Origin of the sequence: Streptomyces sp. (assembly GCF_050698815.1) — a bacterium.
Classification (GTDB): Bacteria; Actinomycetota; Actinomycetes; order Streptomycetales; family Streptomycetaceae; genus Streptomyces.
The window spans coordinates 1-2,900 of the sequence record NZ_JBOHCV010000601.1 but is presented as its reverse complement, the minus strand read 5'-3'; the positions used below and the strand labels follow the sequence as shown (position 1 = coordinate 2,900).

The following is a 2,900-nucleotide window of genomic DNA, read 5'->3' as shown; positions in this document are numbered from 1 at the left end:
GCCCAGGACGCCGACGCGGGAACGGGAGAGGAGGCACTGTGACCGCCCTCGCCCCGGCCGGCGCGGCGCCGCCCGCCGAACCGCCGCCCCCCGGACCGGAACCCGCCGGTTCCGGCGCGTCGCCCCGCTCCCGGCGCCGCCTCACGCCCTACTGGCTGCTGCTCCCGGCCGGGCTCTGGCTTGCCGTCTTCTTCGTCGCGCCGTTCTTCTACCAGGCCTCCACCTCCGTGCAGAGCGGCTCGCTGGAGGAGGGCTTCCGTGTCACCTGGGACTTCTCCAACTACGCGGACGCGCTGGCGACTTACGGTGAGCACTTCCTGCGGTCGTTCCTCTACGCCGCCACCGCCACCCTGCTCTGCCTGCTCATCGGCTACCCCCTCGCGTACATGATCGCCTTCCGCGCCGGCCGCTGGCGCGGTCTGCTGCTGGTGATGGTGATCGCGCCCTTCTTCACCAGCTTCCTCATCCGCACCCTCGCCTGGAAGACGATCCTCTCCGACGGCGGCCCGGTGGTGGAGGTGCTCAAGTCGGTGCACCTTCTGGAGCTCACCAGTCAGCTGGGGCTCACCGGCGACGACCGGGTGCTGGCGACGCCGCTGGCGGTGGTGTGCGGACTGACGTACAACTTCCTGCCGTTCATGATCCTGCCGCTCTACAGCTCCCTGGAGCGGATCGACCTCTCCCTGCACGAGGCGGCCCGCGACCTGTACGCCAGGCCCTCGACCATCTTCCGCAAGGTGACCTTCCCGCTCTCGCTGCCCGGCGTGGTCGCGGGCACCCTGCTCACCTTCATCCCGGCCTCGGGCGACTACATCAACGCCCAGTTGCTGGGTTCGCCGAACACACAGATGGTGGGCAACGCCATCCAGAAGCAGTTCCTCAACGTCCTCGACTACCCCGCGGCCGCCGCCATGTCCTTCATCCTCATGGCGCTCATCCTGATCGTGGTCACCGTCTACATGCGCAAGGCGGGAACGGAGGAACTGGTCTGATGAGCACCAACCGAACCACCGCCCGATCCATCGCCCCGGTGCGCTGGCTGCGCCGCAACGCCGTCGTCCTCGTCGGCACGGCGTCCCTGGTGTATCTGCTGCTGCCGAACGCGGTGGTGATGCTCTTCTCCTTCAACAAGCCGGCAGGCCGCTTCAACTACGAGTGGCGCACCTTCTCCACCGACGCCTGGACCGATCCCTGCGGCGTCGCCGACATGTGCCCCTCCCTCGGCCTCAGCCTGCAAGTCGCGCTGTTCGCGACCCTGTTCGCGACGGCGTTCGGTACGTTCGCCGCCTTCGCCCTGGCCCGCTACCGCTTCCGCGGCAAGGGCACCGGCAACGCGCTGATCTTCCTGCCGATGGCCATGCCCGAGGTCGTGATGGGCGCCTCGCTCGGCACCCTGTTCCTCAACACGCGGGTCGGCTTCGGCTTCGTCACCATCCTGATCGCGCACATCATGTTCTGCCTGAGTTTCGTGGTCGTCGCGGTCAAGGCGCGGGTGATGAGCATGGACCCGCGGCTGGAGGAGGCGGCCCGCGATCTGTACGCGGGGCCCGTACAGACGTTCTGGCGGGTCACACTGCCGCTGGCCGCACCCGGCATCGCGGCGGGTGCGATGCTGAGCTTCGCGCTGTCCTTCGACGACTTCATCATCACCCAGTTCAACGCGGGGCCCTCCACCCTCACCTTCCCGATGTTCGTCTGGGGTGCGGCCCAGCGCGGCGTCCCGGTGCAGGTGAACGTGATCGGCACGGCGATGTTCTTCATCGCCGTCGCGATCGTGCTCGGCGGTCAGATCACCGCCAGCCGCCGCAGGAGGAACGGATGACCTCGGAGGAGGCCGTACGCGCGCTGGCCGGCGCCAGCCCCACCCCCTTCTGGCTCGACGACCCGGACCGCCGGCCCGCCCCGCTGCCGGCGCTCACCGGCGAGACGCGGTGCGACCTGCTGGTCGTCGGAGGCGGCTACAGCGGACTGTGGACCGCGCTGCTCGCCAAGGAGCGCGACCCGTCCCGAGAGGTGGTTCTGGTCGAGGCGAAGGAGGTCGGCTGGGCGGCCTCCGGACGTAACGGCGGCTTCTGCGACGCGTCCCTCACCCACGGCCTCGAGAACGGGCTGGCCCGCTGGCCCGCGGAGATCGCCACCCTGGAGCGCCTCGGCCGCCGCAACCTCGACGCCATCGAGGAGGCCGTCGAACGCTACGGCATCGACTGTGACTTCGAACGAACCGGCGAAATCGACCTCGCGACCCAGCCGCATCAGGTGGCGGAGCTGCGGGAGGCCGCCGAGCAGACCGCCCGCACCGGCGCCGCGGACAGCGTGAGCTTCCTGGACCAGGCGGCCGTACGCGCCCAGGTCGACTCGCCGCTCTTCCTCGCCGGGCTGTGGAAGCGCAGCAGCGTGGCCATGCTCAACCCGGCCCGGCTCGCCTGGGGCCTGAAGCGGGCGTGTACGGAGGCGGGCGTACGCATCCACGAGAACACCCCGGCCACCGGACTCACCGCCCACGGCGGCACAGTCGGTGTGCGCACCCCCGAGGGCAGCGTCCGCGCCCGGCGGGTCGCCCTCGGCACCAACGCCTTCCCCTCACTGCTGCGCCGGGTACGCCCCTACATCGCGCCCGTCTACGACTACGCGCTGATGACCGAGCCGCTGAGCGAGCGGCAGCGGGCGTCCGTCGGCTGGGCGAACCGGCAGGGACTCGCCGACACCGCCAATCACTTCCACTACTTCCGCCTCACCGCCGACGACCGCATCCTGTGGGGCGGCTACGACGTGGTGTACCACTACGGCAGCCGGATCGCGGCGAAGTACGACCAGCGCCCGTCGACCTTCCGCAAACTGGCCGGACACTTCTTCGACACCTTCCCGCAGCTGTCGGGGCTGCGCTTCAGCCACGCCTGGGG

Annotated in this window: 3 protein-coding genes; all 3 read left to right on the top strand. The window is 70.0% G+C overall.

From position 1 onward, the window contains the following. Nucleotides 1-38: 38 nt before the first annotated feature. Nucleotides 39-992, top strand: coding sequence for an ABC transporter permease (locus ACRDP3_RS21630; RefSeq protein ID WP_431518644.1), 954 nt, complete (start codon nucleotides 39-41; stop codon nucleotides 990-992). Then, entirely contained in the window at nucleotides 992-1,822 is an 831-nt protein-coding gene (locus tag ACRDP3_RS21625) for an ABC transporter permease (protein WP_431518643.1), read from the top strand. The genes ACRDP3_RS21630 and ACRDP3_RS21625 overlap by 1 nt, the downstream gene beginning before the upstream one ends. Next, nucleotides 1,819-2,900 (top strand): NAD(P)/FAD-dependent oxidoreductase (locus tag ACRDP3_RS21620; protein WP_431518642.1); only part of this gene is annotated, 1,082 nt, incomplete at its 3' end. The genes ACRDP3_RS21625 and ACRDP3_RS21620, both read left to right, overlap by 4 nt.